At 73.7% G+C, this 26,560-nt stretch carries 25 protein-coding genes; 11 read left to right on the plus strand and 14 right to left on the minus strand.

Annotated features, from left to right (window positions below; translation table 11 throughout):
• Positions 1-45: 45 nt before the first annotated feature.
• Positions 46-504, plus strand: coding sequence for a hypothetical protein (locus IF19_RS0101370; RefSeq protein ID WP_030114882.1), 459 nt, complete (start codon positions 46-48; stop codon positions 502-504).
• 36 nt (positions 505-540) lie between these two features.
• On the opposite strand, the gene IF19_RS0101375 is transcribed toward IF19_RS0101370, so the two are convergent.
• A complete protein-coding gene (locus IF19_RS0101375) occupies positions 541-1,110 on the minus strand; it encodes a hypothetical protein (RefSeq protein WP_030114881.1) in 570 nt (189 codons plus the stop codon).
• 58 nt (positions 1,111-1,168) lie between these two features.
• Between IF19_RS0101375 and IF19_RS0101380 the strand changes: the two genes are divergently transcribed.
• The gene (locus IF19_RS0101380; protein WP_030114880.1) at positions 1,169-1,663 is read left to right on the plus strand and encodes a MarR family winged helix-turn-helix transcriptional regulator; all 495 of its coding nucleotides are present in this window, start codon (positions 1,169-1,171) and stop codon (positions 1,661-1,663) included.
• A gap of 30 nt (positions 1,664-1,693) precedes the next feature.
• Here the strand turns inward: IF19_RS0101380 and IF19_RS0101385 are convergent, their stop codons facing one another.
• The 6 genes from IF19_RS0101385 to IF19_RS0101410 form a co-directional block, all read right to left on the minus strand.
• Positions 1,694-2,146, minus strand: a complete 453-nt coding sequence (locus IF19_RS0101385) for a hypothetical protein (protein WP_050490929.1) — start codon at positions 2,144-2,146, stop codon at positions 1,694-1,696.
• A 29-nt stretch (positions 2,147-2,175) separates the two neighbouring features.
• Positions 2,176-2,505 carry a ribbon-helix-helix protein, CopG family gene (locus IF19_RS0101390; RefSeq protein ID WP_030114878.1) on the minus strand — a complete coding sequence of 110 codons (330 nt, stop codon included), beginning with the start codon at positions 2,503-2,505 and terminating at the stop codon, positions 2,176-2,178.
• Positions 2,506-2,670: 165 nt separating this feature from the next.
• Positions 2,671-3,078, minus strand: a complete 408-nt coding sequence (gene msrB / locus IF19_RS0101395) for a peptide-methionine (R)-S-oxide reductase MsrB (protein ID WP_030114877.1) — start codon at positions 3,076-3,078, stop codon at positions 2,671-2,673.
• 10 nt (positions 3,079-3,088) lie between these two features.
• A complete protein-coding gene (gene murC / locus IF19_RS0101400; protein WP_030114876.1) occupies positions 3,089-4,498 on the minus strand; it encodes a UDP-N-acetylmuramate--L-alanine ligase in 1,410 nt (469 codons plus the stop codon).
• Positions 4,499-4,568: 70 nt separating this feature from the next.
• Complete coding sequence (locus IF19_RS0101405; protein WP_030114875.1) at positions 4,569-5,021, minus strand: hypothetical protein; 453 nt, start codon at positions 5,019-5,021, stop codon at positions 4,569-4,571.
• Positions 5,022-5,184: 163 nt separating this feature from the next.
• Positions 5,185-6,027, minus strand: coding sequence for a pyrimidine reductase family protein (locus IF19_RS0101410; protein ID WP_030114874.1), 843 nt, complete (start codon positions 6,025-6,027; stop codon positions 5,185-5,187).
• Between the two features lie 37 nt (positions 6,028-6,064).
• Between IF19_RS0101410 and zapE the strand changes: the two genes are divergently transcribed.
• The 4 genes from zapE (at position 6,065) to IF19_RS0101430 (ending at position 10,299) form a co-directional block, all read left to right on the plus strand.
• The gene (gene zapE / locus IF19_RS0101415; RefSeq protein WP_030276151.1) at positions 6,065-7,159 is read left to right on the plus strand and encodes a cell division protein ZapE; all 1,095 of its coding nucleotides are present in this window, start codon (positions 6,065-6,067) and stop codon (positions 7,157-7,159) included.
• Positions 7,160-7,249: 90 nt separating this feature from the next.
• Positions 7,250-7,675: an OsmC family protein gene (locus IF19_RS0101420; RefSeq protein WP_030114872.1), complete on the plus strand. Its 426-nt coding sequence runs from the start codon at positions 7,250-7,252 to the stop codon at positions 7,673-7,675.
• A 222-nt stretch (positions 7,676-7,897) separates the two neighbouring features.
• Positions 7,898-9,271, plus strand: coding sequence for an alkaline phosphatase PhoX (locus IF19_RS0101425; protein ID WP_030114871.1), 1,374 nt, complete (start codon positions 7,898-7,900; stop codon positions 9,269-9,271).
• A gap of 104 nt (positions 9,272-9,375) precedes the next feature.
• Positions 9,376-10,299 (plus strand): polysaccharide deacetylase family protein, encoded by a 924-nt coding sequence (locus tag IF19_RS0101430; RefSeq protein WP_030114870.1) that lies wholly within the window; start codon positions 9,376-9,378, stop codon positions 10,297-10,299.
• A gap of 80 nt (positions 10,300-10,379) precedes the next feature.
• Here IF19_RS0101430 and IF19_RS1000000138045 read toward each other — a convergent pair whose 3' ends face one another.
• The 3 genes from IF19_RS1000000138045 to IF19_RS0101445 all read right to left on the minus strand — a co-directional run bounded on the left by IF19_RS1000000138045 (position 10,380) and on the right by IF19_RS0101445 (position 17,544).
• On the minus strand, positions 10,380-13,667 hold the full coding sequence (locus tag IF19_RS1000000138045) for a helix-turn-helix transcriptional regulator (protein ID WP_030276149.1): 3,288 nt from the start codon (positions 13,665-13,667) through the stop codon (positions 10,380-10,382).
• A 329-nt stretch (positions 13,668-13,996) separates the two neighbouring features.
• The gene (locus IF19_RS0101440) at positions 13,997-15,610 is read right to left on the minus strand and encodes a S8 family peptidase (protein WP_030114867.1); all 1,614 of its coding nucleotides are present in this window, start codon (positions 15,608-15,610) and stop codon (positions 13,997-13,999) included.
• A 452-nt stretch (positions 15,611-16,062) separates the two neighbouring features.
• Positions 16,063-17,544 carry a carboxylesterase/lipase family protein gene (locus tag IF19_RS0101445; RefSeq protein WP_030276147.1) on the minus strand — a complete coding sequence of 494 codons (1,482 nt, stop codon included), beginning with the start codon at positions 17,542-17,544 and terminating at the stop codon, positions 16,063-16,065.
• Between the two features lie 95 nt (positions 17,545-17,639).
• On the opposite strand from IF19_RS0101445, the gene IF19_RS0101450 reads away from it, so the two are divergent.
• A complete protein-coding gene (locus IF19_RS0101450) occupies positions 17,640-18,236 on the plus strand; it encodes a TetR/AcrR family transcriptional regulator (protein ID WP_030114864.1) in 597 nt (198 codons plus the stop codon).
• A gap of 321 nt (positions 18,237-18,557) precedes the next feature.
• Here IF19_RS0101450 and IF19_RS0101455 read toward each other — a convergent pair whose 3' ends face one another.
• From IF19_RS0101455 to IF19_RS0101470, 4 genes are read right to left on the minus strand one after another with little or no spacing between them, the layout of a single operon-like run.
• Positions 18,558-18,794, minus strand: a complete 237-nt coding sequence (locus IF19_RS0101455; protein ID WP_030114863.1) for a hypothetical protein — start codon at positions 18,792-18,794, stop codon at positions 18,558-18,560.
• 14 nt (positions 18,795-18,808) lie between these two features.
• Positions 18,809-19,477 carry a hypothetical protein gene (locus tag IF19_RS0101460; RefSeq protein ID WP_030114862.1) on the minus strand — a complete coding sequence of 223 codons (669 nt, stop codon included), beginning with the start codon at positions 19,475-19,477 and terminating at the stop codon, positions 18,809-18,811.
• Positions 19,474-20,448: an ABC transporter ATP-binding protein gene (locus tag IF19_RS01000000134470; RefSeq protein WP_030289827.1), complete on the minus strand. Its 975-nt coding sequence runs from the start codon at positions 20,446-20,448 to the stop codon at positions 19,474-19,476. Before IF19_RS01000000134470 ends, IF19_RS0101460 begins: the two co-directional genes overlap by 4 nt.
• Positions 20,449-20,480: 32 nt before the next feature.
• Complete coding sequence (locus IF19_RS0101470; RefSeq protein ID WP_030114860.1) at positions 20,481-21,155, minus strand: AIM24 family protein; 675 nt, start codon at positions 21,153-21,155, stop codon at positions 20,481-20,483.
• A 71-nt stretch (positions 21,156-21,226) separates the two neighbouring features.
• On the opposite strand from IF19_RS0101470, the gene IF19_RS0101475 reads away from it, so the two are divergent.
• The 4 genes from IF19_RS0101475 to IF19_RS0101490 all read left to right on the plus strand — a co-directional run bounded on the left by IF19_RS0101475 (position 21,227) and on the right by IF19_RS0101490 (position 26,369).
• Entirely contained in the window at positions 21,227-21,955 is a 729-nt protein-coding gene (locus IF19_RS0101475) for a peptidyl-tRNA hydrolase (protein WP_030114859.1), read from the plus strand.
• A gap of 182 nt (positions 21,956-22,137) precedes the next feature.
• Positions 22,138-23,466 (plus strand): MbnB/TglH/ChrH family RiPP precursor modification enzyme, encoded by a 1,329-nt coding sequence (locus IF19_RS0101480; protein WP_030114858.1) that lies wholly within the window; start codon positions 22,138-22,140, stop codon positions 23,464-23,466.
• A gap of 5 nt (positions 23,467-23,471) precedes the next feature.
• Entirely contained in the window at positions 23,472-24,533 is a 1,062-nt protein-coding gene (locus IF19_RS0101485; protein WP_030276145.1) for a TIGR04222 domain-containing membrane protein, read from the plus strand.
• 273 nt (positions 24,534-24,806) lie between these two features.
• Positions 24,807-26,369 carry an alpha/beta hydrolase gene (locus IF19_RS0101490; protein WP_030114855.1) on the plus strand — a complete coding sequence of 521 codons (1,563 nt, stop codon included), beginning with the start codon at positions 24,807-24,809 and terminating at the stop codon, positions 26,367-26,369.
• Positions 26,370-26,560: the final 191 nt, after the last annotated feature.

Below are 26,560 nucleotides of genomic sequence, written 5' to 3' on the forward strand. Positions count from 1 at the left end.
AGCCTCCATACGGGCTGCGTGCCCCAGAAGGAGGAGCCCACCACCATGACGACCAACCGCGGCCGCAAGGACGTCATCCGCGACCGGATGGCCGCCACCGGCGAGTCGTACAACGTCGCCGCCCGCCATCTCAAGGCCATGAAGGACACCGCCGCCACCCGCGACGCCGTCCTCGTGCAGCGGTGGACGCCCGCCGACTCCTTCGACGTGCCCTGCCCCTGCGGCGGGACCTGCGAGCCCGGCGAGACCTGCGACCACTGCCACGCCCGCCACCGGCACGTGAAGCGCTACCCCGGCTCCACGACGGAGGTCGAGACCTGGGCCGACCGCTACGAGTGCACCGGTTGCTCGTCCTCGTACACCCTCACCGTCCATCTGGCCGGGCGGCCCTGGGGCGTCGCCGAGACCGTCGTCCGGGGCGGATCGGCCGAGGAGACCGTGCAGGCGACCGTCTTCCCGGGCGTGATCCACCCGCTGCTGCGGTCCGAGGCGGACGCCGGCTGAAGCGGGGCGAGGGGCTCCGCTTTTCCGCGCGAACAGTCAGGCGGCGGCTTCGAGCCGGGCCGATCGCGCCCGCACCCGGGTGGCGTACCAGGCGACGGCGAAGCAGACGCAGAGGTAGATCGCGGCCGCCTGGGTCGCGTAGTTCGGGTAGTCGATGACCCAGGCGCTCTGCGCGGGGTCGGCCTCGTGGGCCGGGTTGGCCCACACGTACGGCATCATCCACGCGAAGACACCGCCCACCCCCTGCGCGGCGATGTACAGGACGACGAACTCGGCCAGGCTCCGCAGGGAGGCGCGACGATCGGACCGGAGCATGGCGCGAGTGCGGGACCGTGCCCGGCCGGGACGCCAGTGGTCGCCCGCCGGCGCGACCCGGGCACTGACCTCCGGGGCGATCACCACCGCGCTCGTGACGAGAACCAGCAGCAGGAAAGAGCCGACCATGAGGAGCGCCTCCGAGCCGGCGCGGCTGCGGAGCAGTTGCGGGACCAGGAGCAGGGCCAGGAGCGGCAGATTCACCACAAGAGTGGCGGCGTAGGTGCGGAACAGTACGCGGGAGTCCAGCAGCGGGCGCCCGGCGGTGCGCGTCGCGGAAATGGTGGTCATGGGAACAACCTAGCGAGAATATTTCACTGAAGTGAAGTAGTTTTGCTAGCCTCTTCCCATGACCACTGCGGATGTCTCAAGGGCCGCCGGCAACGCCCTGGGGCAGGAGTTGAGCCTGCGGGTCGTCCTGTTCCACGAGGCCGTCGCCGCCCACCTGGGTCTCAATGCGACGGAACACAAGATCCTCTCCCTGATCGCCCGGTCACCGGGCACGAGCCCGGGCGAACTGGCGGCCCACACCGGACTGAGCAATCCGGCGATCACGAAGGTCGTGCACCGGCTGACCGGGCTGGGGCACGTGGAGCGGCGCCGCGACGCCGCCGACGGCCGCAGGTACTCCCTGCACGTGGCCCCGGGGCGCCGGCGTGACCTCGCCCGGCTCTTCTCGCCGATGGCCGAGGCGATGAACGCCCTGGTCGAGGAGATGGACGCCGCGGAGCGCGCGGCGGTCACCCGCTGGGTCGGAAGCACCATCGACATCCTGCGGCGCTCCACCGAGGAGCTGACCCGCGCACGGCAGGCGAGCGGAGAAGCGGGCGGCACGGCGGAGTGAGCCTTGAGGCGGGGCCCGCCCCTGTCCGGCTCACACAGCCACGACGTGCACGTCATGCGGTCGCAGAACCGCCAGGTACGCCAGCAGATCATCGGGGTCGCTGGTGAAGATCACCGCACCGCCATGGCGTGCGGCAGCCAGAGCGACCCAGGCATCCACCGCGTCCGGCTTCTTCTTCGCCGGCAGCGCCGCCTGCCCGAGTGCTGTTCCGACGCGTCGCCAGTCGGTGAGGTCCGGACCGGTAGCACAGGCCAGACATGCCGGGCGACCCGCCTTCGTCTCCCGCATGGGCGGCTCGGACGACCGGGCCTGCGGAACCGTGCAGTCTTTCAGCACACCGGACAATGCGTGAATCGTCGAAGGACGAGGACGCCAGACCTGAGCCAGGACGGGCCCGAGCACCAGCGCACGGTGCGCGGACGTACGCATTCCCTCGTGGAGGGCGACTGCTTTGGCCCTTCGGTCCGCGAGCGCGATCAGCATGCCCGAGTCGTACACGGGAACACGTCCGCTCACGCCGCGTGGCCCGGAGTCCTCGCGCCCTGCTGGTCGGCACCGTGCACGAGCGCGAGTGCGGCCTCGACGTCGCGGCGTTGCCGCTCGGTCAGTTCCGCCGCATCCGCCTCGGCCTCATCAGGCATCGCACCGGCTTCCGCCTCCGCCCGCGCGATGGCCGCGTCCACCTCCGCGAACTGTTCCTCTATGGCATCGCTCTCTGCCATCTGGCGCGCCGCGGCGTGCACCAGATACGCGGAGACGTCCATTCCGGCCCGCTCCGCATGCTCTCTGATCCGCTCCGCCTGCTGCCGGTCAAGGCTGATACTGATCCGAGTTTTCGCCATACTTCGAGCGTAAGACGCGTATGACGACAGATCAAGCCGCTCTCACGCCGCCCCGGGCGCCTGACAGCACTGTGCCCCGGACCTCCCCGTTCGAGGAGGTCCGGGGCACCACACCCCGACCTGCCGGGACCGGCCGATCGATCGACCGACGGACCGGACGAGGGCTCAGCCCTCGTCCGGCGCCAGGGTCAGCGAGATCGAGTTGATGCAGTAGCGCTGGTCCGTGGGGGTCGGGTAGCCCTCGCCCTGGAAGACGTGGCCCAGGTGGGAGCCGCAGCGGGCGCAGCGCACCTCGGTGCGGACCATGCCGTGGCTGCGGTCCTCGATGAGTTCGACCGCGTCGGTGTCCTTCGGGTCGTAGAAGGACGGCCAGCCGCAGTGCGACTCGAACTTGGTGTCGGAGCGGAACAGCTCCGACCCGCAGGCCCGGCAGGAGTAAACCCCCGCCGTCTTGGTGTCGGTGTACTCACCGCGGAAGGCGGGTTCGGTGCCGGCCTGGCGCAGCACCGCGTACTCGGCGGGGGTCAGCTCTTCCCGCCACTGCTCGTCCGGCTTCTCGACGTCGTACGGCACGGCTCGCTCCTCAGCTCGACTGGTGACCGCTGGACAGGTGCTCCAGGATGCGCGGGCCGAGGTCGGTGACGTCGCCCGCTCCCATGGTGAGAACGAGATCGCCGGGCTTCGCCATTCCCGCGATCACCCCGGGGACCTCGGCCTGGTCGTGGACGGCGGTGACCTCGGCACCGGCCGCCTTCGCCGCGTCGATGATCAGGGCGCTGGTGATGCCCGGGATCGGGTCCTCACGGGCCGGGTAGATGTCCAGGACCGCGGAGGCGTCGGCCAGGGCGAGGGCCTGGCCCATCTCGGTGCCCAGCTCCTGGGTGCGGGAGAACAGGTGGGGCTGGAAGACGACCAGGATGCGCGCGTCGGCGGCCGCGCCGCGCATGGCCTCCAGGTCGGCGGTCATCTCGGTCGGGTGGTGCGCGTACGAGTCGATGACCTGCACGCCCGCCGCATCGCCCTTGAGCTGGAGGCGGCGCTTGACCCCGGTGTACGAGCCGAGCGCGGAGGCCAGGTTGTGCGCCGGGATGCCGAGGGCGACCCCGGCGGCGAGGGCGGCGACCGCGTTGTGGGCGTAGTGGGCGCCGGGGACCGAGACCGTGAAGGTGAGGAACTTCCCGTTCAGCAGGACCGTGACCTCGCTGGTCAGGCCGCGCGGGGTGACCTTGTGGACGCGTACGTCGGCGTCCTCGGCGGAGCCGTAGGTGACGACCTTGAGGTCGGAGAGGTCGCGGACCCTGCGGGTCAGCTCGACCGCGCCCGGCTGGTCGGCGGAGATCACCAGGGTGCCGCCGGGGACGATCTTGCCGACGAAGGTCTCGAAGGAGTCGTAGATCTCGTCCATCGAGGCGTAGTTCGCGTGGTGGTCCAGCTCGACGTTGAGGACGATCGCGACCTCGGGGTCGTACTTCTGGAAGCTGCGGTCGCTCTCGTCGGCCTCGGCGACGAAGATGTCCCCCTCGCCGTGCGTGGCGTTGGTGCCGGGCCCCTCCAGATCGCCGCCGATGGCGTACGAGGGGCCCAGGCTCAGCGAGGAGAGGGCGACGGCCAGCATCGAGGTGGTGGTCGTCTTGCCGTGGGTGCCGGCCACCGCGATGGCGCGCAGGCCGTTCATCAGGGAGGCCAGCGCGTCGGAGCGGTGGACGACGGGGACGCCCAGCTCGCCCGCCCGGAGCAGCTCCGGGTTGTCGGCGCGGATGGCGCTGGAGACGACCACGCACGACGCGTCGTCGGCCAGATGGGCCGCCGCGTGTCCGATGTGCACGGTCGCCCCCAGCGCCCGCAGGGACTCGGCGGTGGCGGACTCCTTGGCGTCGCTGCCCGCCACCTTCGCGCCGCGCTGGGCGAGGATCTTGGCGATACCCGACATTCCGGCGCCGCCGATGCCGATGAAGTGCGGTCGTTCCATGGCGGCGGGAATGCCGGGGGCCATCTGTACTCCTCGGGGTGCGTGTCGTGGCGACGCGGTACCGGCTTGCCTCCGGCGACCGCGCGGCTTCAGCCTATTCGCTGTGCGCGAAGAGCTTGAGCACCGGGACGCCGACCTTGTGGCGGGCGCGGGAGGCCCAGTCGCGGTGGAAGAACTCCTCGACGTAGTGCGGGGCGGTCAGGACGATCACCTCGTCGGCGCCCGCGTCCTCGACGACGGTCTTCAGCTTGTCGAGAGGGTGTTCCTCGATCACCTGCCCGACCGCCTCGGCCCCTGCCTGGCGCAGGGCGCGTAGGGAGTATTCGAGGCCGATCTCGGCGGGTTCCCGGGCCTCGCCGCCCTCCGGCTCCTCGCCCTCGCGGACCGCTTCCTTCAGTTCCCCCATCGCCACGTCGTCGATCGCGCGCAGCAGGACATCGGCCTGGTCGCCGCGCGGCTGCAACAGAACGACGAACGAGATGCGCTCCTCCCCGTGGAGCGTGGTGACGAAGTCCACGTCCTCGGGGCTGAGCGGCTTCTCGATCATCAAAACGCTTGTGAACACGACAGGCGCCCTTCCGGTTCTTCGTCTCGTCCCCGGCGCTCTCGGCCGTGGACGGTCGTTTGCTGAAACCATCCTTCCCCGTGCTTCCACGGGGACTGCAGGGGTAAGTGTGCCCATCCGAAGCTAAGCGGAACGGCAAATTCCGCTAACTGTCAGTCCGACGGTACCGAGAGAAGAGGAAACCGGCCTCTTCCAGGAGCGATGCCAGGAAAAAACGTTCCGGCACGACGACGCCGGGGCCCCCGGCAATGCGCTGAGCGTCACCCGCTGTGAGCATCGGGGAGATCGTGAGGCACAGCTCGTCCAGCACCCCGGCCGCCACGAACTGGCCGAGCAGCCGGGGGCCGCCCTCGGTGAGCTGCCGGCGCAGCCCCCGGTCGGCCAGCTCACGCACGGCCCTCGCCGGGTCCACCCCGGCCCCGTCGCCCGCGATCACCACCTCCGCGCCCGCCTTCCGGGCCGCCGCGATCCGGTCGGCCGGAGCCGCCGCGCCGGTCAGGACGAGGGTGGGGACCAGGGGCTCGGTGAACAGCGGCAGCGAGAAGTCCAGCTCCAGGGAGCCGCTCACCACCGCGACGGCGGGCGCGGGGCCCTGCCCGGCGGCCGCGCGCCGCGCCGCGAACGCCTCCCGGGCGCGGGCGGGGCGGTACCCCTCCTGCCGTACGGTCTCGGCTCCGGCGATCACCACGTCGGCCAGGCCCCGCAGGGTGCCGAAGATCCGCATGTCGGCGGCGCAGGAGATGGGCTGCGAGCGCCCCTCGTGCTGGGCGGCCCCGTCGAGGGTCGAGACCATGTTGGCCCGCAGCCAGGAGCCGCCGGACGGGTCCGCTCCCCCGGCGGCCGGTGCCCGGCGGTCCGGAGCGGCGGGGTAGGCGTACGCCTCCGCCAGTTCGTCGAGGCTCCACTCGCGGTCGGCCGAAGGCCCTGCCGGGCCCCCGCCTTCCGACGTGCTGGTTGTCAGGTCCGTCACAGGGAACAGGCTTCGCATGGGTTGCAGTCTGGCACGGGCCTTAGGGTGGAGAGTTGTGTCGTCCTCCACCGCGTTTCCGGGGCAGAGCCCCCTCTCCGAAACGGCCCCGCTGTCCCTGTGCGCCCGCGAGCCGCACGTCCCCGCCGACCGGCTGGTCGCCGAGATGGTGCCGCCGCCGCGCTTCGATTCGGTGCGCTTCGACACGTACGTGCCCGACCCGAACCAGCCCAGCCAGCGCGAGGCCGTCACCGTTCTGGCGGACTTCGCCGCCGGGCTCGGCGGGGCGCACGCCACCGGTTCCGGCCGCCGCAAGTGGTTCGGGAGCAGGAAGCCGGCCGCCCCGGCCGGACCGCGCGGGATCTATCTCGACGGCGGCTACGGCGTCGGCAAGACCCACCTGCTGGCCTCCCTGTGGCACGCCACGCCGGCCGAGCCGTCGCTGAAGGCGTTCGGCACGTTCGTGGAGCTGACCAACCTCGTGGGCGCGCTGGGCTTCCAGCAGACCGTGCGGACGCTGAGCGGGCACCGGCTCCTGTGCATCGACGAGTTCGAGCTCGACGACCCGGGCGACACGGTGCTGGTCTCCTCGCTGCTCAGCCGGCTCGTGGAGGCCGGGGTGGCGCTGGCCGCGACCTCGAACACGCTGCCGGGCAAGCTCGGTGAGGGCCGGTTCGCCGCCGCCGACTTCCTGCGCGAGATCCAGGGGCTTTCGTCGCACTTCCGCCCGTTGCGCATCGACGGCGAGGACTACCGGCACCGCGGGCTGCCCGAGGCCCCGCCGCCGTACAGCGACGAGCAGGTGACCCGGGCCGCTTACGCCACCGAGGGCGCTTCGCTGGACGACTTCCCCGGGCTGCTGGACCACCTGGCCAAGGTGCACCCGAGCCGGTACGGCGCGCTCACCGACGAGTTGGGCGCGGTGTGCCTGACCGGGGTGACGGCGGTGCCCGACCAGTCGACCGCGCTGCGCCTGGTGGTGCTGGCGGACCGGCTGTACGACCGGGAGGTCCCGGTGCTGGCGTCGGGGCTGCCGTTCGACCGGCTGTTCAGCGACGAGATGCTGAACGGCGGCTACCGGAAGAAGTACTTCCGGGCGATCTCGCGGCTGACGGCGCTGGCGCGTGACGCGAAGGGGCTGGTGGCGCAGTAGGTTCGGGGCGTGACACGGCGGGGAGCGGCGCACGACGGCGCACCCCGCCCTTACCCGTACAACCGCGCACACCGTTCGAAGGGATCCAGCATGGCTACCACGCGTCAGGCGCACACGGTCTGGGAAGGCAACCTGATCGAGGGCAAGGGGGTCGTCTCCCTCGACTCCTCCGGCATCGGTGAGTACCCCGTCTCCTGGCCCGCGCGCTCGGAGCAGCCGAACGGCAAGACCAGCCCGGAGGAGCTGATCGCGGCCGCGCACTCCAGCTGCTTCTCGATGGCGCTCTCGCACGGGCTGGCCCAGGCAGGTACCGCGCCGACCAGGCTGGAGACGAAGGCCGACGTGACCTTCCAGCCCGGCACCGGCATCACCGGCGTCCACCTCACCGTCGTGGGCGAGGTCCCCGGTCTCGACGAGGCCGGCTTCGTGAAGGCGGCCGAGGACGCCAAGGCCAACTGCCCGGTCAGCCAGGCCCTGTCGGGCACGACGATCACGCTGTCGGCGTCGCTGGCCTGACGGCCGCCCGGGTCCGGCGCTCCGGCGCCTGACGGACCCGCCGGGAAGACGCCCCGGGGGAGTCCCGACGGAACTCCCCCGGGCTTCCCACGGACGGCCCTCCCCACCTGGGCCGTCCCAGCAGCGACACGGGGCGCGGGGGCGCGCATGGTTCCCCCGCGCCTTCGTGCGTGCTACACACGTGCGGGTCACTTCACCTGTCCGCCAACAGGGAGTCACCTCATGTCAACCGCACCTCGCACCACCGCGACACGACGACAGGTCCTGGCCGGCAGCGGCGCGGCCGCCGCGATCGCCTTCACGGGGGCCTTCTCCGAACTCTTCGCGGGTACGGCGGCCGCACGCGGCCACGACGGCTACGGCCCCCTCGTCCCCGACCCGGACGGTCTGCTCGATCTGCCGAAAGGATTCCGCTACCGGGTGCTGTCCCGGGAGGGCGACCCGCTGCGCTCCGGTGAGGGCCGGGTGCCCAGCAACCACGACGGCATGACGGCACTTCAGGGCCGCCACGGCCGGGTCCACCTGGTGCGCAACCACGAGAACCGGCACACGGCGGCGATCGGCGTCCCGACGGTCGCGGGGCTGACGTACGACCCGGCGGCCAAGGGCGGCTGTACGACCCTGGAGCTGGACGGCCGCAACAAGGTACTCGGCGAGCGGGTCGCCATCGCGGGTACGGCGGTCAACTGCGCGGGCGGGCCCACCCCGTGGCGCACCTGGCTGACCTGCGAGGAGACCGAGGACCGGGCCGGAACCAACGGGTACACCAAGGACCACGGCTTCATCTTCGAGGTGGACGGCGCCGATCCGCGCCGCACCGGGGCCGTCCCGCTCACCGCGATGGGCCGCTTCCAGCACGAGGCGATCGCCGTGGACCCGAGGTCGGGGATCGTGTACGAGACGGAGGACGCGTTCGACAGGCCGTTCGGCCTCTTCTACCGCTTCCTGCCCGAGAAGCCGCTCGGCGGCACCGGGTCGCTGCGGGCGGGCGGGGCGCTGGAGGCGATGCGGGTGCCGGGCGTGCCGGATCTCTCAGCCGTTCAGGAGACCGGCAAGAGCTTCGACCGCATCGAGTGGGTCCCCGTACCGGACCCGCTGGCCAAGGAGACCCCGATCCGCTTCCAGGACTTCGGCCGGAAGGGCATCACGCACGCCCAGAAGCTGGAGGGCTGCTACTGGGGCGAGTCCTCGGTCTACTTCGTCTCCAGCTTCGCCCGCAGCGAGGAGGGCTCGGCGGCCGACCACTACGGGCAGGTGTGGCGGTACGAGCCGAAGAAGCGGCGGCTCACCCTGGTCGTCCTCTTCGGCCCGGACACCGACATCCAGCTGCCCGGCGAGTCCCCCGACAACATCTGCCTGGCGGCCGACGGCGGGCTGATGGTCTGCGAGGACGGCGGCGGCGCGCAGCACGTGCTCGGGGTGACGCGGCGCGGGGAGGTCTACCCGATGGCGCGCGGGCGGCAGAACATCGGGACACCGGAGGAGCCGGAGTGGGGCGAGTTCGCGGGGGTCACGTTCTCGCCGGACGGTTCGACGATGTACGTGAACTGCTACACGCCGGGGACGACGTTCGCGGTGACGGGGCCGTGGTGCTGACGTAGCCGGCCGCGTGGGCCGGCACCCGGAGCGCCGCCGAACCATTTAGTCGTATTGTCGGATATTTTCCGTTGGTGATCACTACTGCGCGGACGACGACGGCTCTGACGGTGGCGGGGGTGCTGGCCTGCACCGCCCTGACGGGGTGCGGGGGCGGGGGGTCCGCCCCCGGCGCCCTCGCACCCCCGCCGAAGGCGTCGGCTCCTCCCCCTTCCGTCCCTGCCCCGGATTCCGCTTCCGCCCCGGCCACTGCCCACGCTTCGGATTCCGCTTCTGCCTCCGCCTCCCCGAAGAAGCCGCCCACGATTGCTCCCGGCCCGGCGGGACGCACGCCGGTCTTCGAGCGGAGGGCGACGGACGGGGGCGCGGCGGGCCGGTCGGCGGAGAAGGTCGTGGCGCTGACCTTCGACGCCGACATGACGGCCGATCAGGGCCCCCGGGCCGCCTCCGGTGAACGCTTCGACAACCCGGACCTGATCGCCCTGCTCCGCCGGTCGAAGGTGCCCGCCACCGTCTTCATGACCGGCCGCTGGGCCGAGGAGTACCCGGCGCAGGCGAAGGCCATCGGGGCCGACCCGCTGTTCGAGGTCGCCAACCACTCGTACAGCCACCACGCCTTCAGCTCCCCCTGCTACGGCCTGCCGGTGGTCGAGAAGGCCGCGATGACCGCCGATGTGCGACGCGCCTTCACCGCGTTCCGGAAGGCGGGCGTGCGGAACGTGGTGCCGTACTTCCGCTTCCCCGGCGGCTGCTACGACGACGCGGCGCTGCGCGCGCTGGCCCCGGCGAACGTGACGGCGGTGCAGTGGGACGTGGTCAGCGGCGACGCCTTCGCCACGGACGCGGACGCGGTGGCCCGGCAGGTGCTGGACGGGGTGCGGCCGGGGTCCCTCGTGGTGATGCACTGCACCCGCAGCGCCGCCCCGGCCACCGAGGCGGCGGTACGCCGGATCGTGCCGGAACTCCGCGCGCGCGGCTACCGCTTCGTGAAGGTGTCGGAGCTGATGGGGAACGGCGGAGGGCGGTAGGGGAGCCTCTTCCCGGGAAGCGGGATGCGGGGAGCGGGAAGCCGGAAGCGGGATGCGGGGAGGGGGCGCGAGGCGCCCGGTCACGGTCCGAGCTGCGGGCCGATCTCCGTACGGGAGGAGACGCCGAGCTTGCGCAGGGCACGCGCCACATGGTGTTCGACCGTCCGGTGCGAGAGGACCAGCTCGCGGGCGATCTCCCGATTCGAGAGCCCGAGCGAGGCCAGCCGGGCCACCGCGCGCTCCCGGGGCGAGAGGTGGTCGCCGTACCCCAGCGCGCCGGGCCTGCGGACGGTGACCTCACCGTGCTCCCGCAGCCCGCGCTGGCAGCGCAGGACGTCCCACACGGCGTCGAGGTCCTGGTAGGCCGCGATCGCCTCGTGCAGCACCGTCCGCCCACCCGCCGTCCCGGTGGCCAGCAGGTGGAGGCCCCACGCCTCCCTGACGTACGCGGCTTCCCAGGGCCGCTCCAGCCGCGTCCAGGCGTCGGCGGCGGCTCCGTACAGCGCGTCGGGCGTCGCGCTCCCGGGCCGGGGGCCGTCCGTGGCGGTGGGCGGGGCCGGGCTGGCCGCGGGGTGCCGGCCCTCCTGCGGGGTGAGCAGGGCCCGGCAGGTGAGCAGGGCGGCGCGGGCGGCCGGCGCGTCCCGGTCGGCGACGCCCTCGGCGAATTCGGCGGCGAGCCGGTGCGCCTCGTCCGGGCGGCCGTCCCGGATCAGGGCGTCGACGGTCGTCGGCACGAGGGGCGTCGCCCACGCCCACGCCCCCGTGCGGCGGACGTGGTGCAGCGCGCCCTCCGCCGCCTGGACGGCCTGCGCGGGGCGGGCGGCGGCCAGGTGGACACGGGCCGCGGCAGCGGCGGCGGAGGTGAGCACGACACCGGTGTCCAGCGCGGTGGTGCGCACGGCCTGGTCCAGCAGGCGGCGCGCCACATCCGTCTGGCCCTTGGTGTGGAGGCGGAGCAGCCCGCAGACGAGCAGGGCCTCGGCGTGGAAGTCGGGCACGTTCCGGTACTGCTCCTCGGCGCGTTCGGCCCGCTCCAGGAGCCCCTTCCACCGGCCGCCGGTGAAGGCGGCGACCAGGTCCGTGGTCTCGACGAACGCTTCCAGGTACGGGGCGTGGTGCGTCCGTACCGCCTGCCACGCCCGGTCCTGGAAGGCCCGGGCCCGGTCGGGGTGTCCGAGGGAGGTCGCGGCCCCGGCGAGGTTGGCGTACACCCGCGCCGCCGCCTCACCGGTGAGGGTGCCGGGCAGGTCCGCCACCGCGTCCCCCGCCGACGGGTCGCCCATCAGGGCCAGGGCGGTGGCCCGGTTGGCCAGCACGGCCGACCGCAGCTCCTCCTCGGCGACCTCGGGCAGCAGCCGCTCGGCCTCGGCCAGCAGGCGCCGGTGTTCGCGGAACGACCAGCCCTTGAGCGAGGGGATGGCGGTGATCGCGAGCGCCCGTGCGGCCTGTCCGGTGGAGACGGTGAGCAGGTCGGGGACGGCCCGTGCTATCTCCTCCAGCGCCGCCGTGCCGGAGCCCGACTGGTTGCGCAGCAGCAGGCCCAGCAGCAGCCGGATCTCACCGGCCGGGCCGGGGTCGAGGGAGTGCCGGTCGAGCACCTGCCGCAGGGCTGCGGGCACTTGGGGGCCGGGGCGGGCGTTGAGCGCGACGCGGGCCAGCTTGAGCGCGATCCGGTCCCGGGCGGCGGGCGACGGGCCGTCGCCCAGGGCGTCGAGGTAGTGGGCGGCGGCCGTCCCCGCGTCGCCACCCCCGGCGGCCCGGTCGGCGGCCGCCTCCAGACAGCGCGCTGCCTCGGTGCGTCGGCCGGCGTGACGGTAGTGCCCGGCCATCGCCGCCAGCGGTACGGGGCCGGGCTGCCGGGCGAGGGCGCGGGCCGCGCGCAGGTGCAGGACGGGGCGTTCCGGTTCGGGGATCGCCTCGTGGGCGGCCCGGCGCGCGAGGTCGTAGGGGAAGGCGTAGCGGCCGTCCGCCGCCCGGAGGACGCCGTGGTGGAGCGCCGCGGTGAGGGCGCGGCGGGCCTCCGGTCCGCCCGACCCGGCGACGGCGGACAGCAGGTCCACGGGCGCGGGGTCGCGCAGGACCGCCGCCGCGGCGACCACCCGGCGCGCGGCCGGGGGAAGGCGGTTCAGCCGCTCGACCACGATCCGGCGTACAGAGGCGGGCAGGGGCAGTTCCGGCGCTCCGTCGGGGGGCGCGAAGCCGGGTTCGCCTCCCGCGACCGTGCGGCCGGGGTCGCCTTCCCGAGCCGAGCGGCCGGGTTCACTTCCCCGTACCGGACGGCCCGGGTCGCCTCCCCGAGCCGGGAAGCCGGGCTCGCCTCCCCGGGCAGGGCGGCCGGGTTCACTTCCCTGGGCAGGGCGGCCGGGTTCGCCTCCCGCCACTTCCTCCGCTTCCTCCGCTTCGGCGCCCGGGGCGGAGCCCGCTGCCCCGCCTCCGTCGCCGCCCTCATCCGTACGGCCGGGGCGTCGGCGCAGCACCTCCTCGACCACGTACGGCAGCCCGCCCGTCCCCCGGTGCAGGCGCTCGGCGAACTCCTCCGGCACGGCCCGCGCGCCGAGCAGTCCGGCGGCCAGTTCCCCGGTCTCCGCCACCGACAGCGGCGGGAGGCGCTGCTCGGCCACCGTGACGTGGGACGGGGCGCGCAGGGGGACCGGGAACGGGAGCCCGTCGCCGTCCTCGCGGGCGGTGAGGACGAGTCCGAGGCGCGGCGGCGGGTCGGAGACGACCGTACGGAGGAAGGTGCGGGTCCCGGCGTCGGCCCACTGGAGGTCCTCCACGGCCAGCACGGCGTCGCCCAGGTGCGCTGTCATGGCGCACAGGGCCCGCAGGACGCGATGGTGTTCGGCCTGCGGTTCGGCCAGGGGCGGCGGCGCGGGCGGGAGCCGGTCGGCGAGGTCGGGCAGCAGCCCGCGCAGGGCCCCGGTCACCGGGGGCAGGTCCCGGGGCAGGGCGTCGAGCAGTCCGGCCGCGAGGGGGCCGGTGGGCGTGAACGCCTCGATGATCGGGGCGAACGGCGGGGACGGCGGAGTGTTCGACGCCGGACCGCAGGCGCACGGGGCTGGAGACTCGTCCGCCGCACGGCCGCAGACACACGGCGCTCGGGCTTCGTCCGGCGGGCTGCCGCAGGCCGCGCACGGGGCCGGGCTCGTGTCCGGCTCCCGGCAGCGGGCGGTCAGGACGATGCCGCACGGCGAGGGGGTGGCGGCCCCGTGGAGGAGTTCCCGGACGAACCGGCTCTTCCCCACACCCGTCTCCCCGGTGATCGCCACGACGGAGGGTCGCCGTTCGAGTTCCGTACGCAGGTCGTCCAGGAGCCGGGAGCGTCCGATCAGGGCGCCGGGGGCGGAGAGTGGTGGCTCGGCGTTCATGGCGTCCCTCCGCACCCCGGGCGGCATCGGCATGACGAGCGGCCGAGCGGATGCGGCCGTGCCGCCGGGACGGCCTCATGATGGCCTGTCCCGGCGGCGGGGAGAAGAGTGGGGACGTCCGCGGCGCGAGTGCGGACGCCGCGGACGCCCCCCGCCGGCCGGTGAGTTCGCGGAGAGGTTCACCGGCCGGGTGAGCCGGGGATCCACCGTGGTTCGGGACGTGGATCACCGGCAGTCGTCCGGGCCGTTCCCGGGGCGGGGCGGCCGGTCCCCGGGCGGGGGCTGAGGACCCCGTCCCGGGCGGCCGGCCCCTGGACCGGGGCGGCCGGTCAGAACTGGAGCGACCAGGCGTTGATGTTGCCCGTGTCGTTGACCCAGTTATCGGTGACGCGCAGCTTCCAGACACCGTTCGCGGGGCTGCTGGAGGCGTTGACCGTGAACGTGCCCCGGACGTCGTCGGCGCTGTCGTTGGCGTTGTAGTTCTTCAGGACGGTCACGCCGCCGCCCGGGGCGACCAGCTCGACCTTGAGGTCACCGCGGAAGGTGTGGCGGATGTCGACGGTGACCGCCAGGGTGGCGGGCGCGTTGCCGGAGACGCCGCTCACGGTGATCGGTGATTCGACGGTGGCGTTGTCGCGGATCTGGACCTGACCGGAGCTCTCGAACTTCTTGCCAGGCGGGTCGGTGGGGTCCTCCCCGCCGCCGGTGCCGGTGAAGAGCAGCCGGTTCGGGGAGCCGGTCCGGGCGTCGCTGATCTTGTCCGGGGTGGCGTTGGCGACCAGTTTGTCCCGCACCTGGGCCGGGGTGAGCGACGGCTCGGCGGCCAGGAGGAGCGCGGCGGCGCCGGCGGTGTGCGGGGAGGCCATGGAGGTGCCGCTCATCGACTGGTTGGCGTTGTCGCCCCCGTTCGAGGTGGAGATGATCTTGTCGCCGGGCGCGAAGATGTCCAGGCAGGTGCCGTAGTTGGACGCCTGGCCGTTGCTCCAGCCGGTGGCGCGGGCGTCCGAGCTGTTCGTGGCGCCGACCGTGATCGCGGCCGGGGTGGACGAGGGCGAGTACTGGCAGGAGTCGGCGTTGTTGTTGCCCGCCGCGACGACCCAGGTGATGCCCGAGGAGATGGAGTTGTTGATGGCGTCGTTGATGGACTGGGTCTTGCCGCCGCCGACGCTCATGTTGACCACGGCGGGCTTCTTGGCGTTCTTGGTGACCCAGTCGATGCCCCGCAGGACCGGGTCCCAGGTGGTGCCGGAGCTGCCCTGGCAGTTCAGGACCCGGACGCTGACGATCTTGGCGCCCTTGGCGACCCCGTAGGAGCCGCCGGCGGCGGTCCCGGCCACGTGCGTGCCATGCCCATGACAGTCCGACGCGTTGGAGTCGTTGTCGATGAAGTCGTAGCCGCTGGTGGCCCGACCGCCGAAGTCGCTGTGGCTCATGCGGACGCCGGAGTCGACGACGTAGACCGTGACGTTGGAGGCGTCGCTGGGATAGGTGAAGCTCTTGTCCAGCGGAAGACTGCGCTGGTCGATCCGGTCCAGGCCGTAGCTGGGCGGGTTGGGCTGGGTTCCGGTGGCGTACGCCGCGCCGTCTGCCTCGACCCGGGCCACGGAGGGGTCGGCGGCGAGCCGCTTCGCCTTCTCCTCGCTCATCTTCACGGAGAAGCCGCGCAGGGCGGTGGTGTAGGTGCTCCGTACCGTGCCCGAGTGACGCTTGGTCAGGGACTTGGCGACGGAGGGTATCTCCGTGCGGGCCACGGAGTCCTTGAGGGTGACGATGTAGGAGCCTTCGACGGCGTCGGGCCGGTCCGCACCGACGATCCGGCCCTCGCCGCCGCCCGGCGGCACGGGCGCGGCGGCGGCCCCGGCGGTCGAGGCGGCGCCGACGAGCAGGGCGGCACCGGCGCCTACGGCGAGCAGTCTGCGCAAGGTGCGCACGGGACGATCCACAGTGTCTCCTCTTGGTGCGTCACAGACCCGGTCGGGCCTGGCGGGGGGTGGGCCGCTCGGCACGGAGCGTCGCGGGAAGAGGCGGGGGCGGAGGCCGCCCCGTGCGGGCCGGTGGGTCGGCCCGTGGCGGAACGCGCCGCGCGGAAAGGCCGTCGCCCTCCGCCCGGTCGCACCGGGACCACGCCCGACGGCGGGGTCGAGGCAGCCGAACACCCGTGTTCGCGAGGGGTGTCGTAGCCACGGGACCTTCCGCCCGCCGTCCGGCGTGTTCCGGCCACCAGAGTGTGCGGCGGCCGACCGGCGCCTATCAATGCGTAGCGCTACCTAAAGGAAGGGGGGCGTGGCGGACTCCCTGAATTCCTCTCTGTCAGGAATTGTCTTCAGCGCCACCGCGACGCCCCCGAAGCCCCTGCGCCGCCGTACCGGGTTCGGGTGAGGCTGCCGTACCGGATTCAGGTGAGGTCGAAGGGGGCAGGGGGGACGCCCCGCCAGATCCGGAGCGAAGCCTGCTCGGGATAGGGGACGGTCCTCGGTTCGGCGGCCAGGACGCGGGTCAGCTGGCGGCCGGGATCGTACGCCGCCCACCCGGGGCTGCCGGTGGAGACGAACCGGACCCACCCCCGCTGGAGTTCGCGCGACACCTCGACGGCCTCGGACGCGGCCTCGTCGCCGAGGAGCTGCCTGCCGGTGGGGCTCTCCATCGTGCCGAACGCCAAGGGCACGTCGAGACTGTGGCAGGCGCCGCCGATGGTCGGTGAGCCGAGTTGCAGCTCGAACAGGAACGAGCTGCCGCCCGCCGCCGTGTTCGCCTCGGCCAGCAGCAACGACGGCATACGGAAGGTGGCGTCGGAGAACACCGTCTCCAGCAGGTCTTCCGGGTCCGCGTGCGGGTGGGCGGCACGGTACGCGTCCGGGCCGTCCGGCGCGGGGGCGAACAGGTCCAGGGCGGTGTCGGCGTCCTGTGCGGTGAACGTTCCCCGCAGCCCCGTCGCGACGCTGAACAGCCGGAACTCGTCGCGGGTGTGGCCGACGAGGAGGTCGACACCGGCGGCACGGCCGCCGGTCAGAGCGGTCCAGGGCGTTTCCGTGAGGACGTCGCCGTCGATCACGGGGCACACCGCGATACCCAGGTGGGCGAGCCTTCCCCAGCGCTCCCGGTACTGCGGGAGGTCGACGCACAGACCGGTCAGTTCGTCCGCCAGACGCTGCGGGGCGACGCCGGCCAGCGCCGAGGCGGTGGGCGCGACGCCGAGGCGGTCCGCGAGCGTGGCGGTGACCTGTTCCGCCAGGGCGGGCATGCAGTGCAGTCCCGGCACCGAGTGCGTGATGGCCCTCCGGAACAGGGCGCGCGCCGACGCCATCGTCAGGAGCGCGGCGACCGACCCCGCCCCGCCGGACTGCCCGGCCACGGTGACCAGTTCCGGGTCCCCGCCGAACCGGGCGATGTTCCGCCGCACCCATTCCAGTGCCGCGACCTGGTCGAGCAGGCCGCGGTTGGCCGGAGCGCCGTCGAGCAGGGCGAACCCTTCCGCGCCCATTCGGCAGTTGACACTCACGACGACGAGCCCCGCCCCGGTCAGCACGGCGGGGTCGTACATCGGATCACCGGAGTCCCCCGCCATGTAGCCTCCGCAGATGATCCACACCAGCACCGGCAGGCCCCCGCCGCCGGGGTCCGGCGTGGACACATCGAGCGTCAGCCAGCCCGTGCCGTCGGACGGATCCGCCCGGGTCGGCCCGGACTGCGGTGCGGCGGGTCCGAATGCGACCGCCGGCCGGACGCCCTCCCAGGGACGCGCGGGGACAGGCGCGGCGAAGCGGAGCGCGCCCACGGGCGGCTGAGCGTAGGGGATACCGCGGAACACCGCGTGACCCTGTCGCCGGCGGCCCTCCACATAGCCCTCGGCGGTGCGCACTCTTGGCTGCTCAGGCACAGCTCGTCCTCTCCGGCCGGTGTCCGTAGGTTCCCCAGGGTTTATCGGTCACCTGTATTATGTCAACTGTATGAGAACCAGGAACGGGGCGGACCATGCCGAAACAAGTGGATCACCGCGAACGCCGCGAAGCGATCGCCCGAGCGCTGTGGAGAGTGGTGGATCTGCGCGGAGTGCAGCACCTGAGCCTGCGCGAGATCGCACGGGAGGCAGGCATCTCCCATGGACAGCTGCAGCACTACTTCGCCTCTCGGCAGGCCTTGCTCACATTCGCCATGGACTTCGCCGCCGAGCAGACGACGCAGCGCATCAGCCGAAGCCTGGAACAGCTCGGTGATCCGCCGCACCCCCGCGACGTACTCCGACTGACGCTCACGGAAATGCTTCCGCTCCACGCCGACGCCCGTGCGACCAGCCGGATGAACGCCGCGTACGTCCTGGAGGCGCTGCACGACGAAGAGGTACTCGCGCGCACGCGTGACGCCATGGCCAAGGGACGCGCTCAGATGGAGGGGTTGATTCGCCGGGCGATCGCGGACGGGCACATCGACTCCACCCGCGACCCGGCGACCGAGACCGACCTTCTTCTCGCTCTCACCGGCTTCGCCACCCTGATCGAACTGCGCGTGATCGATCCCCAGGACGTGCTCAAGGCCGTGGACCAGCACCTGGACAGGCTGTTCGACCAGTAGCGCCTTGTCGGATGGGGTCGCGGGGCGGCCATGGGGCGGGGTGCCGGTCGGCGGGCCGGACATCCCGTACGTGACCGGCCCGCTCGCGCTCTCCGGTCACCGGGCCCACGGGACGTGTGCCCGGGGCGCCCATGACCGCGCCCAGCGACGGGTTCGCGGTACTCGCCGCGCACCCCGGCGACGCGCCCGGCGGGGTGGTTGGCGTGCTGAGGGGTGCCCGGCGGACCAGGGTCGAACAGGCGCGCTGAGGGGTGTCCGGCGGATCAGGGGCGGACAGGCGGGCCAGCGTCGTGGACCCGGTCAGGACGCGCCGGACACGCTCTAACCGGAACAGGCCGAGCGGCCGGCCTCCTGCCAGGCGCAGACCGGGCAGAGCGTGGCGCCCGGGGTCGACTCCGGGTACTCGGTCGGCTCGCGGCACAGCACGCACTCGGCGTACGGAGGACCGCCGGCCGCGCCTCCCGGGCCGGGAGGCGCGGCCGGTGCTCCGGGCCCGGCAGGCACGCAGTACGTACCGTCGTCGTCCGCGCCGCCGCCCGTGCTCGTACCCGTACTCATGCCCACGAGCCTACTCACCCGCGCCGGGCGGCTGTTCGGCACACGAAGTACGCCACGGGAGCGGCGACGGCCAGCGCGGCGAGCAGCGGCAGGACGGGCTGATGAAACGTCCCGGTCCGCGATCCGGTGACCAGATCCGTGACCGCGTACCGCGCGGGGGAGCCCGCGGCCACCAGCACGAGGAGCGACCCGAGTACGGCCGCCGCGACGGACCAGCCCCGGCGTTCCACCACGGGACGTGTGCTCAGCGCGCCCACGACCGCGCCCAGCAGTACACAGCAGAGGGAGGCGAGCAGTCCCGCGAGCGCGGCGGAGGACCGGGCGACCTCGTGGGCGCCGTCGTCGGTGACGGGGGCGCTGACGAGAAGGACGACGGCCGTACTCACCACCGCGAGCGCCGCCGCACAGCCCGTGCCGGTGAGCAGGGACGCCAGATGGACTCGCCGGGCCCCGACGGCCGCCGAGACGACGGTCCGGGCGGCGGGCGGTTCCTGACCGACGCAGAGGTGGACGGCCCAGGCGGTGACGGGCAGCAGGGCGGCTGCCGCGACGCCGAGCGAGCCCAGCACGGGCTGCCCGCCCTGCACACCGACGGCGAGGACGGCGGCGTACAGCAGAAGGGGCGCGAGCCAGCGCTGGGAGCGGGCCAGCAGTGCGGCCTGGTAGCGGAGGAGCGCGGTCACGGTGTCGCGGGCCTCTCGATCGGCTGAGCGGAGCCGGTCGCCCGAACGCTCCCGCCCGGCCCGGGTGACGTCGGCCCCTCGGCACTCCCGGCAGGTCGGACGGTCCGGGACGGCTCCGGCGGCCCCATCGCGGCGACCTGCCGGATGTGCCAGGGCGGACGGGCCGTCAGCAGCGTCTTCAGGAGCGCGTCCGAGTGGGACGCGGCGACCGTGAGGCGTACGGAGTCGGAGCCCGGAGTGCCGGCTCCCCGTTCCCGGTCCGGGTCGCCGGGCAACGGCGTCGGCAGGGACGCCCCGCGCGGCCCCACGGCCACGACCAGGACGCGGGGGCCCGGGGCGATACCGGTCGCGACCGGCGCGGTCACCGTACCCACCCCGCCGTCCCCGGCCCGCAGCGTGAGATCAGCCGCTCCGGCCAGACGTCGGGGATCGTGGTCGACGAAGACGACGGTGGCGCCGGCCGCGACGCGCTCGGCCACGGCACGGTCGAGTTCCGCGCGGGCGGCCGCGTCGAGCCCCGTCCACGCCTCGTCCAGCACCAGCAGGTCGGGGGCGGCGAGCAGCGCCTGGGCCACGGCCACCTTCTGGCTGGTGCCCTTGGAGAGCTCAGCGAGTGGGGTGCGGGCGTGCTCGGCCGCCCCGAACCGGGTCAGCCACTCCCCCGCGCGCCGCTTCGCCTCGGCGGTCCGCAGGCCGTGGACGCGGCCGAGGTGGACGAGGTAGTCGGTGGCCGTCAGGGGCAGCGTCGCCGAGAAGCGTTCGGGGACGTACGCCGTACGGGCCCGGCGGCCCGTGATCCGCCCCTCCGCCGGGGTGTCGATCCCGGCCAGCAACCGCAGCAGGGTCGACTTCCCGGCCCCGTTGGCGCCCTCGACCCGGACGAGGGCGCGGGCGGGCAGCGCGACGTCCACCCCGCGCAGCACCCAGGCGCCCCGGAGGCCGTACCGGTGCCCCACTCCCCGCAACTCCACGCCCCGTACCCCCGGGCCCCTTCGGTGCGGCCTCAGTTGGAGGTCTTCTCCGGCCTGGCCTCGCTCGGGCGGATGATGACGAAGCCCTCGCCCTGGAGCATCAGCTGGACCGCCTCGCCGGAGCCGCCGCGCACCATCGAGCCGACGCTCTGGGAGCGGTGCAGGCTCGTCGTGAGCTGCTGGCTCCAGCCGACGACCGCGTCCGTGTCCACGTACACCGGCTGGGCGGAGGTCACGGGGATCACGATCGGGGTGCCCTCGCACATCAGGCCGAGCTTGCCGTAGCCCGTGAAGACGCTGTTGAAGAGGCCGCCGCCGACCATGCCGGCGCCCTTCACCGTCTTGATCTCGTAGGAGAGCGTGGGGTCGAAGCACAGGACGTTGCGGCCGTTGATGGTGATGGAGTCGCCCTGGTCCAGCTCCACGATGAAGCAGTTCGCCGCCTCGTGCGCGAACCACGCCTCGCCCTGGCCCCGGACGGCCATGAGCGCGAGGCCCTCACCGGTGACCGCGCGCTTAAGCATGCCGCCGATGCCCTGGCCCTTGCGCTCGAACTGGAGGTTGCCGCGGAAGGCGATCATCGAACCCTGGCGGGCGTGCATCTCCCCGTTGACGGCGTACTTGATCGACTTGGCGTTCTGCAGGGTCATGCCGGGGGCGGTGGCCGGCTGGGCCAGGTGCTCGCTGGAAAAGAGATCGCTCTTCATGCGGAGCATCCTCACCCGGACCACGCCGTTCCGCCAAGCAGGTGACCGCGCCCGCCTGGCAGACTGGGGCGGTGAGCAGCGACGACATCCCCTCCCCCGCCTCCGAGAGCCCCTTCCGCAGCGGCCCGACCGACCGCGACCAAGCGCCGCAGTTCGTCCTGCCGCTGGTGCTCCACCTGGAGAAGACGGACCCGCCCGCCCGTACCGACGCCCTGCGGACCGCCGCCCGCGCGGTGCTGACGATCCTCGCCGACGAGCGGTCCCTCGGCGACGGGGCGTGGGCGGAGGCGATGCGGGACTGGCAGGACGCCCGCATCCGCAAGGTCGTGCGCCGGGCGCGCGGCGCGGAGTGGCGCAAGGCCGCGGCGCTGGACGGCATCACGGTGACGGGCGAGGACGGCGCGGAGGTACGGGTGTTCCCGCCGATCCCGCTGGACGGCTGGCCCAAGGAGCTGGCGAAGCTCCAGGTGTCGGGCACCGATCTGGAGGACCCGGAGCCGCCCGCCGCGCCCGACCTGTCCGGCCCGGTGCTCTGGCTGAACCCCGAGGTCGACATGTCGGCGGGCAAGACGATGGCCCAGGTCGGGCACGGGGCGCAGCTCGCCTGGTGGGAACTGTCCGGGACCGAGCGCAAGGCGTGGCGCGAGGCCGGGTTCCCGCTCTCCGTGGCGACCCCCGGGGCGGCGCGCTGGCGGGAGCTGACGGAGAGCGGGCTGCCGGTCGTGCGCGACGCCGGGTTCACCGAGATCGCCCCGGGCTCCTGCACCGTGATCGCCGACCATCCGGCGCTGCGCCGCTGAGCGCCTCCTCCGCCACCTCCCCGGAGGCCGCCGATGCCCGCGGCGGGCGGGCCGGGGGCGGCGGGCGCGGCGGGCCGGGAACCTCAAATCCTGCTCTGAACGTCCCACTGCTCGGGTTCATCGCCTCGTGACGGGGCCATGACCCCGGAACAGAACGAGGTGAGCAGGGGGACGGGGGCACCATGGAACTGGGCATCGGCATCGGGTGGCGGCCGGAGATCGCGCACGAGGTGGAGGCGCTGGCCGGGATCGACTGGGTGGAGGCGGTCGCGGAGAACCTCTGCGCCGACCATCTGCCGGACTCCCTGGTACGGCTCCGGGAGCGCGGCGTCACCGTCGTGCCGCACGGGGTGGCGCTCGGCCTCGGCGGCGCGGACCGGCCCGATCCCGGCCGCCTCGCCGCCCTGGCGGCGCGGGCCGAGTTGCTGGGCGCGCCGCTGGTGACCGAGCACATCGCGTTCGTACGGTCCGGGGGGCCGCTGACCGCGTCGCCGGGGCTGGAGGCGGGGCACCTGCTGCCGGTACCGCGCACCTGGGACGCGCTCGACGTGCTGTGCGAGAACGTGCGGATCGCGCAGGACTCGCTGCCGGTGCCGCTCGCCCTGGAGAACATCGCCGCGCTGATCACCTGGCCCGACGAGGAGCTGACCGAGGGGCAGTTCCTGGCCGAGCTGGTCGAGCGGACCGGGGTGCGGCTGCTGATCGACGTGGCCAATCTGCACACCAACCACGTCAACCTCGGCCAGGACCCGGCGAAGGCGCTGGACGAGCTGCCGGTGGAGGCCATCGCGTACGTCCACGTGGCGGGCGGGGTCGAGAAGAACGGCGTCTGGCACGACACGCACGCCCACCCGGTGACCGCTCCCGTGCTGGAGGTGCTGGCGGAGCTGCGGTCCCGGGTCGAACCGCCGGGCGTGCTGCTGGAGCGGGACGACGCGTTCCCGCCGGCGCGGGAGCTGGCGGGCGAACTGGACGCGATCCGGGCGACGCTGCGGAAGGCGGCGCCCCCGGCGGGGTCTCAGGTTCCGGTGGGATCCCCGGCCCGGACGGTCACCGTTCCCGCCGCCCCCGCGCCCTCCGTCTCCGCGTCGTCCGTCTCCGACGCCGCCCGTGACCGTACGGCCGTCGCACAGACCGCGCTGCTCTCCGCGCTGGTCGCCGGGACGCCCGCCCCCGCCGGCTTCGACCCCGCGCGGCTGCGGGTGCAGAGCAGGTCGCTGGCGGCCAAGCGCGCGGACGTCGTCGCCAAGGTCGCCCCGGAGCTGCCGGAGATCCTCGGCGACGGCTACCGCGCGGCGTTCCTCGCGTACGCGGGAGGCCGGCCGATGTCCGGCGGCTACCGGCGCGACGCCCTGGACTTCGCCGAGCACGTGCTCATCGCGGGCGGCCCCGCCGATCCGGTGGCGCGGCGCGAGCTGACGTACTGGTGGCGGGACCGCTCGGGTTCCCGCCCGCCGGGCCGGGCCACCCGGCTGATCCGTGCGGCGCGCGCCGCCCTCGTGGGGAGGTGAACGCCGTGAACGCTCTCGCTCTGCTGCTGAACATCGCGGCTCTCGTCTCGGCGGTCCTCCTCGTCACGACCGCCGTCTCCGCCGGGTCCCGCCGCCCCTCGGCCGGGCCCTTCCCCGGCGTCCACGACCTCTACGAGGCCGCGTTCCTGAACGGCGGACCGGCCAGGGTGGTGGACACCGCGCTCACCGCCCTGTACGCGGACGGCCGCGTGCTCATCGGCGGCCCCGGCATCATCTCCGTACAGCGTCCGCAGGCGGACGACCCGGTGGAACGCGCCGTGCTCCACGAGCTGTCGGCCGCTCCGAGCGGCGCGCTGCACGTCATACGGGAGGCGGCGATGCGTCACCCGGCGGTGCAGGAGATCGGCGACGGGCTGGCACAGCGCGGGCTGCTCGTCCCGCCCGCCGCGAACCGCGGCGTATGGCGCTGGGGGCTGGTACAGGGCGTGAGCTGCCTGGTCGCGTTCCCGGTCTCCATCGTGCTGACGGTCCTCCAGTACGCGACGCACGGCGCGTCCTTCGACCTGCCGGCCCCGTTCGTCGTCAAGATGCTGCCGGCGATCGTGGTCGGCGGGATCAGCGGTCTCGTCGTCGCCTCGGTCGCGGCGAGGCGGATCACCGGGGCGGGCCGCCGGGCCGCGCAGGGGTTCGGGGCGGCCCACGCCCAGGCGGCCGACCCGGCCCACCTGGTCGCCGTGCGGGGGCTGCGCGCGCTGCCGGACCCGGCGCTCCGGGCCCAGCTGATCGCGGCGGCGCGGCTGGGCGCCCCGCGCCGCCGCCGCTCCTCCGGCCACACCTACGGGTCCTCCACGACGGGGGCCACCGCCGTCGCCGCCACGACGGTCTGGTGCGCCGCCTCCGGCCCCGGCGCATCGAGCTGCGGCGGGTCCAGCGGGGGCGGTTCCGGGTCGGGATGCGGCGGCGGGTCCGGGTGCTCCTCGGGCTCCGGGTGCGGCGGTGGCTCGGGGTCGAGCTGCGGAGGCGGCGGATCGAGCTGCGGAGGGGGAGGCGGCGGCTCCGGCTGCGGGGGCGGAGGCGGTGGTGGGTGCGGAGGCGGCGGCTCCTGAACCGGACGCCTCGGAGACGGCGCGGCTCCTGAAACCGGGCGCGGCGAAGACAGCCGTGGCCCCTGAAGCGGACGCGGCGGAGACGGCTCCCGGACAGGACCCGAGCGGCCTGAAACAGCCCTGTACGTAAGGTCGTTGACCACCCATAGGGGTGGTTCACGGGGACATGCGACGACAGTGCTGGACATCGCCGCCCGCCCGCCCGACCATCCCTCTCCGCATCCGCGGAGAGGCACCGCCGTCCCTCTCCTCATCCGCAGAGAGGTACCGCGCGTGAGAACAGCTGCGCTCTACACCACCGTCGGCTCCCTGGTCCTGTCCGCTCTGGCCGTCGCGCCGGCGGCCGCCCGGGAGGGCCGGGGCCCCGCCGAGGCCCGGGGCACCGCGATCGCCGCCGCCCGCGCCGCGTCCGCCGGGATCGACTTCGCCGCCTGCCCCGAGGAGGAGATGCTCCCGGACTCCCTGAAGTGCGGCACGGTGAAAGTGCCGCTCGACTACGCCGAACCGGACGGGCGGCAGCTCGAGCTGACCGTCAGCCGCACCCCCGCCACCGGTCCGGCCGAGGACCGGCAGGGCGCGTTCGTCTACAATCCGGGCGGGCCCGGCGCGTCCAGCATCACCTTCCCGATGGCCGGGGAACTGCCGGAGTGGAAGGAGATCGCGGAGGCGTACGACCTGGTCGGCTACGCCCCGCGCGGGGTGAACGGGTCCTCCTCGCCGCTGAGTTGCCAGGACCCGTCCGCGTACACGAAGGGCCCGACCGACGCCCCCGTCCACCCCACGCAGGCGGACAAGGAGCGGCGGATCGCCCGTGCGCGGGCCTACGCGCGAGGCTGCGCCGAACACGCGGGCGACTCCCTGCGCCACTACACCTCGCTGAACAATGCCCGGGACCTGGACGTGCTGCGGGCCGCGCTGGGCGAGCCGCGGCTCACGTTCATGGGGGCGTCCTACGGGACGTACTTCGGCGCGCTGTACGCGACCCTGTTCCCCACCCACGTACGGCGCATGGTCTTCGACTCGGTGGTCGACCCGGACCCCGAGCAGATCTGGTACCGCTCCAACATGGGCCAGTCGGTGGCCTTCGAGCGGCGGTGGGAGGACTTCCGGCGCTGGGTGGCGAAGCACGACGACGTGTACCGCCTGGGCACCACCCCCGAAGCGGTGGGGAAGCACTACGACGCGGTGCGCGCCGAGTTGGCGGTGAAGCCGGCGGGCGGCAAGGTCGGACCGGGGCAGTTGCACGGGGCGTTCCTGTCGGCCGGCTACTACGACGACTACTGGGCGATGCGGGCGACGGCGCTGTCCGAGTACGTCCGGGGCAACCCGGAACCGCTGGTGGCGCAGGCGTCCCCGCGCGCGGTGGCGGCCAAGGACAACGAGAACGCGCAGGCGGTGTACACGGCCGTCGAATGCAACGACGCGCCGTGGCCCGAGGACTTCGCCGTCTGGGACCGCGACCACACGGAGCTGGCGCGCGTCGCGCCCTTCGAGGCGTGGGACAACGCGTTCACCAATCTGCCGTGCGCGTTCTGGCCGGCGCCCCGGCAGCGCCCGCTGGAGGTCGGGACGCGGTGGGGCGTGCTGCCGCCGGTGCTGATCCTGGCGGCGGAGCGGGACGCGGCGACCCCGTACCGGGGGGCGTTGGAGCTGCGGAGGCGGCTGCCCGGCTCGTCGCTGGTGACCGAGCGGGGCGCGGGGACGCACGGGGTCGGCGGGGCCGGGAACCCGTGCGTGGACGAGCATCTGCGCCGGTACCTGCTGACCGGCGAGGTGCCGGGGCGGAGCGCGGACTGCGCCGCCCGACCCGAGCCCAACGCGGTGTCGCTGGACTGACGCCGAAGGCGCGCGCCGTACGGGCACGCGGACGGACGTAAGGGCGTACGAGCACAGCAGCGCACCGGCGTACAGGCACGCGGACGCAGCGGCGTACGGGCGTACCCGCGTACGGCGAGGGGGCCGCCGCACCTTCACGGTGCGGCGGCCCCCGAAGCCGAACCCGGTGTCGCTGGAACGGCGGGCGGCAC

Source organism: Streptomyces californicus, assembly GCF_000717645.1.
Lineage (GTDB): Bacteria > Actinomycetota > Actinomycetes > Streptomycetales > Streptomycetaceae > Streptomyces > Streptomyces californicus.

Bases quoted from the DNA above. Each gene is read 5' to 3' on its own strand.
- IF19_RS0101480 (WP_030114858.1), top strand. From the start codon at position 22,138: ATGGAACTGGGCATCGGCATCGGGTGGCGGCCGGAGATCGCGCACGAG.
- IF19_RS0101420 (WP_030114872.1), top strand. From the start codon at position 7,250: ATGGCTACCACGCGTCAGGCGCACACGGTCTGGGAAGGCAACCTGATC.
- IF19_RS1000000138045 (WP_030276149.1), bottom strand. From the start codon at position 13,667: ATGAACGCCGAGCCACCACTCTCCGCCCCCGGCGCCCTGATCGGACGC.
- IF19_RS0101390 (WP_030114878.1), bottom strand. From the start codon at position 2,505: ATGGCGAAAACTCGGATCAGTATCAGCCTTGACCGGCAGCAGGCGGAG.
- IF19_RS0101375 (WP_030114881.1), bottom strand. From the start codon at position 1,110: ATGACCACCATTTCCGCGACGCGCACCGCCGGGCGCCCGCTGCTGGAC.
- IF19_RS0101450 (WP_030114864.1), top strand. From the start codon at position 17,640: ATGCCGAAACAAGTGGATCACCGCGAACGCCGCGAAGCGATCGCCCGA.
- IF19_RS0101425 (WP_030114871.1), top strand. From the start codon at position 7,898: ATGTCAACCGCACCTCGCACCACCGCGACACGACGACAGGTCCTGGCC.
- IF19_RS0101455 (WP_030114863.1), bottom strand. From the start codon at position 18,794: ATGAGTACGGGTACGAGCACGGGCGGCGGCGCGGACGACGACGGTACG.
- IF19_RS0101410 (WP_030114874.1), bottom strand. From the start codon at position 6,027: ATGCGAAGCCTGTTCCCTGTGACGGACCTGACAACCAGCACGTCGGAA.
- murC (WP_030114876.1), bottom strand. From the start codon at position 4,498: ATGGCCCCCGGCATTCCCGCCGCCATGGAACGACCGCACTTCATCGGC.
- IF19_RS0101385 (WP_050490929.1), bottom strand. From the start codon at position 2,146: ATGCTGATCGCGCTCGCGGACCGAAGGGCCAAAGCAGTCGCCCTCCAC.
- IF19_RS0101380 (WP_030114880.1), top strand. From the start codon at position 1,169: ATGACCACTGCGGATGTCTCAAGGGCCGCCGGCAACGCCCTGGGGCAG.
- IF19_RS0101470 (WP_030114860.1), bottom strand. From the start codon at position 21,155: ATGAAGAGCGATCTCTTTTCCAGCGAGCACCTGGCCCAGCCGGCCACC.
- IF19_RS0101405 (WP_030114875.1), bottom strand. From the start codon at position 5,021: ATGATCGAGAAGCCGCTCAGCCCCGAGGACGTGGACTTCGTCACCACG.
- IF19_RS0101370 (WP_030114882.1), top strand. From the start codon at position 46: ATGACGACCAACCGCGGCCGCAAGGACGTCATCCGCGACCGGATGGCC.